The organism is Aeromonas sp. HMWF014 (assembly GCF_963878295.1).
GTDB lineage: Bacteria > Pseudomonadota > Gammaproteobacteria > Enterobacterales > Aeromonadaceae > Aeromonas > Aeromonas popoffii.
Genome location: NZ_CAWNYS010000078.1, coordinates 23,627 through 28,661, shown reverse-complemented (window position 1 = coordinate 28,661; position 5,035 = coordinate 23,627). Strand labels below are relative to the sequence as shown.

Genomic DNA, 5,035 nt, shown 5'->3' with positions numbered 1-5,035 from the left:
AAAAAGGCAAAAAAGGCATGACCGCCTCTCCGGATGGCGTTGCCAAGTATCTGTCCGAGAACGCTGCGTCCCTGTAATAACGACTGCGTACTGGATACTGAAAAACCGATGCCAAGGCATCGGTTTTTTTTTCTCTTTTTTTTGCGTCGGTGCTCGTTACCTGGCCGAATGTCAGCCATAAAAAAGCGCGCCTACAGGCGCGCTGTTGCGAGTCAGGTCGTCAGGCTATTCGTCGAAGATACCGAAGTGATCCTTGGCGAAGTTGACCCTCTGCTCCACGTTCATCTTGACCTGGCCCAGCTTCTCTATGGTTTTGAGATTGGGCACCAGGCCGCGACCGTTGGCGATCTGGATAGCGAGGCCCGGTCGGGCGTTGAGCTCCAGCAGCATGGGGCCGCGGAACTTGTCCAGCACCATGTCGGTGCCTATGTAGCCAAGGCCCGACATTTCGTAACAGGAGGCCGCCAGGGTCAGCAGTGTGTCCCAGTGGGGCACCTTGAGTTCATACAGATCGAGGCCAGTATCCGGGTGATGACGCAGCGGATTGCCAAACTGCACCGCCCGCAGTGCCCGGCCAGTGCGCAGACACAGGCCCACGCCCACGGCGCCCTGGTGCAGGTTCGCCTTGCCGTCGGAGGCGGCGGTGGAGAGGCGCATCATGGCCATCACGGGGAAGCCCTTGAAGATAATCACCCGCGCATCGGGCACCCCTTCGAATGAGTAGCCATCGAAGACATCGTCGAAGTTGATGAGGCCCTCCACCAGCGCCACGTCGGGCTTGCCGCCCAACGAATAGAGACCGGCCAGTATGTTGGAAACATGGCGCTCCAGATCCTGACCGTTGCTGGCGCTACCGTTGGGTTTGTAGAAGAGACCATCTTGCTGACGCAGGATCACCAGGATCCCTTTACCGCCCGAACCGCGAGCCGGCTTGATGCAGAAACCCGGCCAATCCTTGACCAGCGTGGTGATGCGGGTCACGTCGTGCTGGGCGCGGATGGTCCCGATCAGTTCCGGCACAGTCACCCCCGCATCCAGTGCGATGCGCTTGGTCTGCAGCTTGTCATCCACCAGGGGATAGAGGCTGCGCGGGTTGTAGCGGCTGATGTAGGAGTGGTTACGCTTGTTCATGCCGAGGATGCCTGCCTGGGACAGGCTCCACGGGGTGGTGTATTTTTCCCAGAACCACATCTGTTACTTGTCCTTACCTGGGGTGGCGCCAGACTTGATCTCGTTCACCAGCGGTTTGAAACGCTTGAGCTCGCTCAGCTTGTAGCCGGTGTAGTTACCCAGCAGCAGCACGGTCGCCATCAGCACCAACTGCAGGCCGAGGAAGTTGAAGGTGAGGTGGCGGATCAGTTCGTTGTCCATCGCCAGGTAGGCGATGACGGCCACCAGCAGGGAGCCGCCACCCTGGCGGAACACCTCTTTCGAGCCCTCTTCTTCCCACAGGATGGACATACGTTCGATGGTCCAGGAGAGGATGATCATCGGGAAGAAAGTGATCTTCATGCCGTCGGTCAGCCCCAGCTTGAAGGCGAACGCGGAGAAGATGCCGATCATCGAAATCACCATGATGATGATGGCCGATATCCGTGCCACCAGCAGCAGGTTGAGCCGCGACAAGTACGAACGGATGATGAGGCCGGTCCCGACGATAAGCAGGAAACCCACCAGACCGGTAATCAGCTGGGTCTGGATAAAGGCGACCGCGATCAGCACAGGCATGAAGGTGCCGGAGGTCTTGATCCCGACGATAACCCGCAGGAATACCACCATCAGCACACCGATGGGGATCAGCAGCAAGCCCTTGAACAGGGTCTGCTCTTCCAGCGGCAGGCCGTGGATGGAGAAGTTGAGAATATCGGACTTCTCGAATTTCTGGGCCAGCGCCACGTTGACAGGTTGCTCCTGCTCGATCATCGAGAAGGTGACACGGGAGTTGTGGCCACCGGTCACGTCCAGCAGGGCGCCGGAGTTGTACTCCCACAGCAGCAGGTTGGCAGGGCGGCCCTGTTCACCGGTCTGCGGATTGAACAGCTTGTAGTCGGTCGGGTTGTTGAACACCTGCAGATAATCCACCAGCTCCTGACGACGGCGACCATCTTCCAGGCTCAGGGCCTGCACCACGCGGGCCGGTACATTGGCATTGTTGAGCAGCTCGGCGATCAGGTTGGCGCGGGTCTTGTGCTTTTTCAGCAGCTCGGCGTTCTGCTCTTGCTTCTCGATCTCCTTGATGATCTCGCGGGTCAGGGTATAGCCATCGGCAGAGCGCTCCTGGGCACGCTCCAGGATCTGCTTCATGGCTGTGGCGTAGGGCTCGCTCTCGATCTGCTTCTCTATAGCCGGCGGCTGCGGGTTGGCGGCCGGTTTGGCATGGGCATCTGCCATCATGTCGACGCGGTAGTAGAGCTCCTGACGGCCAGAGGCGGTACGGATCGACCACTCGGCGCGGGCATCACCGTCTTTCTCGACAAACGACAGGCCATAGCCCGGGCTCGCGGCGTTCTCGTTCATCAGGGTGAAACCGGGCTGAGTGCCCGGAATGGCCAAGGAGGCGATCACAGGTTCGCCGGTGGCTTCAAATTCCAGTTTGGCTTCGATGGACCAGATCTGGCGCTTTTCACCGGGCGTGAGCGGCACATCCAACGCTATGTGGTGATAAAACGTCATCCCCAAGCCGACAATGTACAGCAGGGCGACCAGCAAATAGAACGGCTTACGGGAAACCATGGATTATTTCACATCCTTGAGCTTGGGTTTGGGTTGGATATACTCGCGGGCCACATCAACGACGGCGATGTCTTTCAAAAACTCACGACCCAGCAGCACGGGGAAGGTCATGTCGCTGCGATCTTTGAGGGTAAATTCGGCTTTCTCGGTCATGTCGCCAATGCGCACGGCCAGACGGACCACCGGACGACGGTCGAGGTCGTCGGCGGAAGCCTGACGCACCCGCACGTGACGCACCAGCGGCGCTTCGATCTGGATCTTGTCATCCATCTCCTGGTGGCTCAGGAAGAAGCGCACCCAGTTTTTGCCGTTGCGCTCGAAGATGGTGATGTCCTGGGCGCTGATGGAGGAGGTGGTGGCACCGGTATCGACCCGCGCCTGGAAGGCGTCATTGGCGGCGTCAACCCAGATCCACTCGGCTTCACCGACCAGCAATTTGCCATCGACCGTGTGGCCCTGGCTTGGCGCCTGGCACTTCTCGGTCGGGATCGCCATGGGCTTGGGTGGCTCGGGCGGCAAGGATTCGAGCTTGCTATCGACTTTTTTCACGGACTCTTTCATGTTGTTGACATCAGTGTTGAGCTGAACCAGCAGGTGCTGTTGCTGCACGTACTGCTTCTGTTGCTGTTCCATGGATGTTTGCAGACGTTGCTCGCTCAGCGTGATCTCGGTGCGAAGCTCGGCCAGCGTCAAGGTAGGTACCGGGGGCGCTTTCTCCATACTGACACACCCGCCGAGACTGAGCAGGGAGAGCAGGGTCATTCCTTTAAATTTGCTTTTCATGTCATTCATTTAACTGTGCTTCCTGGAATTGGGTCAGTGTAACTTCCACAGGCGCCATCGGCTAGTCTTTGGCCTTTCTGGCAATCAGTACGGCACGTTTCGGCGCCGGGTGTCCTTCCACCGTGAGCGCTGGGTCTTGAGGGTCCAGGTAATCGCTCAGTGATTCATTTATCATCCAGTCGGTACGACGCTGTTCGTCGGTGCTGGTCATATTCTCGTCCACGATACGCACATCGGTAAATCCGCAGCGCTCGACCCAGAGCTTGAGCGCGGTGCTTGAGGGGATGAACCAGACGTTACGCATCTTGCCGTAGCGATCGGTGGGCACCAATACATCGTTGACGCCGCCATCGATCACCAGGGTTTCCAGTACCAGCTCACCATCGTCTTTCAGCTGATTGCGCAACTGCTCTATGTGCTCGATGGGGGATTTGCGGTGATAGAGCACCCCCATGGAGAAGACGGTGTCAAAGGCGCGCAGCGCTGGCAGCTCCTGAATGCCCAGCGGCAGCAGGTGGGCGCGCTGGTCGCCGCCGAGAAAGTGGCGGATGGCCTCGAACTGGCAGAGAAACAGGGGGCTCGGATCTATGCCGACCGCGAGTTTGGCCCCTTCCCCCACCATGCGCCAGAGGTGATAACCGCTGCCGCAGCCCACATCCAGTACATAGCGACCGGCCAGCGGACTGATATGGGGCAATACCCGATCCCACTTCCAGTCGGAGCGCCATTCGGTGTCGATGTGGATGCCGTGCACCGTGAACGGGCCCTTGCGCCAGGGCATGAAGTGGCGCAGCAGGCTCTCGACCTTCTTGCGCTCCCCCTCGCCGAGGCTCTCGGCCCCGCCTATCTCGACCCGGCTTTTCAGCTCTATGTGTCCGGGGGATACCACCGGCAGCTTGTTGAGGGCGCGGTTCCAGCGCGGCAGGTCCCCGTGCTGGTTGTCATGTTGCCAGGCGTGCAGCTGGGCGGGCAGGGTATGCAGCCAGTGGCTCAGCCGGTTTTTGGCGATCAGTTGATAAAAATGGGCAAAGTCGATCATGGCTTAGTTGGTGTCGCTGGATTTGATGGCAATCATGGAACCGAAGTTGAAGCACTGGAACCAGAGATCCTGGTGAACGAAACCGGCGTCTCGCAGGCGGGCTCTGTGTATCGCCAGGCTGTCGGTGCGCATCACGTTTTCGAGGGCGTTGCGCTTCTGGCTTATCTCCAGCTCGCTGTAGCCATTGGCCCGCTTGAAATCCAGGTGCAGATCGATGAGCAGCTCGTTGACCGGCTCATCGTCGAAGCGGAACTTCTCGCTCAGGATCAGGATGCCGCCCGGGCGCAGCCCATCAAAGATGCGCTGGATCAAGGTCATCCGCTTTTCGGGGTCCACGAACTGCAGGGTGAAGTTGAGCACCACCACGGAGGCGTTCTCGATAGCGACGTCGCAGATGTCCGCTTCCACCAGCTCCACCGGCACCTCGGATTTGAATCCAGAGAGGTGGGCGCGGGCGCGTTCGATCATGGGATGGGAGAG

General features: G+C 59.3%; 5 protein-coding genes and 1 pseudogene. 1 reads left to right on the top strand and 5 read right to left on the bottom strand.

What is annotated here, in order from left to right; all coding sequences use genetic code 11:
- A pseudogene (locus tag AAC083_RS22860) lies at positions 1-77 on the top strand (peroxiredoxin); the annotation flags it as partial.
- A 148-nt stretch (positions 78-225) separates the two neighbouring features.
- Here AAC083_RS22860 and AAC083_RS03060 read toward each other — a convergent pair.
- From AAC083_RS03060 to cmoA, 5 genes are all read right to left on the bottom strand, one after another.
- On the bottom strand, positions 226-1,191 hold the full coding sequence (locus tag AAC083_RS03060) for an alpha-L-glutamate ligase-like protein (protein WP_042036878.1): 966 nt from the start codon (positions 1,189-1,191) through the stop codon (positions 226-228).
- A 3-nt stretch (positions 1,192-1,194) separates the two neighbouring features.
- Complete coding sequence (locus AAC083_RS03055; RefSeq protein WP_042036879.1) at positions 1,195-2,733, bottom strand: inactive transglutaminase family protein; 1,539 nt, start codon at positions 2,731-2,733, stop codon at positions 1,195-1,197.
- 3 nt (positions 2,734-2,736) lie between these two features.
- Positions 2,737-3,525 carry an ATP-dependent zinc protease family protein gene (locus AAC083_RS03050; RefSeq protein ID WP_042036880.1) on the bottom strand — a complete coding sequence of 263 codons (789 nt, stop codon included), beginning with the start codon at positions 3,523-3,525 and terminating at the stop codon, positions 2,737-2,739.
- A 52-nt stretch (positions 3,526-3,577) separates the two neighbouring features.
- A complete protein-coding gene (cmoB, locus tag AAC083_RS03045; RefSeq protein WP_108535783.1) occupies positions 3,578-4,555 on the bottom strand; it encodes a tRNA 5-methoxyuridine(34)/uridine 5-oxyacetic acid(34) synthase CmoB in 978 nt (325 codons plus the stop codon).
- Positions 4,556-4,558: 3 nt separating this feature from the next.
- Positions 4,559-5,035, bottom strand: a 477-nt coding sequence (gene cmoA / locus AAC083_RS03040; RefSeq protein WP_258224583.1) for a carboxy-S-adenosyl-L-methionine synthase CmoA, incomplete at its 5' end; no start/stop codon positions are given.

Excerpts from the sequence above, each read along its gene's own strand:
- AAC083_RS03060 (WP_042036878.1), bottom strand. The coding sequence starts at position 1,191 with ATGTGGTTCTGGGAAAAATACACCACCCCGTGGAGCCTGTCCCAGGCA.
- cmoB (WP_108535783.1), bottom strand. The coding sequence starts at position 4,555 with ATGATCGACTTTGCCCATTTTTATCAACTGATCGCCAAAAACCGGCTG.
- AAC083_RS03055 (WP_042036879.1), bottom strand. The coding sequence starts at position 2,733 with ATGGTTTCCCGTAAGCCGTTCTATTTGCTGGTCGCCCTGCTGTACATT.
- AAC083_RS03050 (WP_042036880.1), bottom strand. The coding sequence starts at position 3,525 with ATGAATGACATGAAAAGCAAATTTAAAGGAATGACCCTGCTCTCCCTG.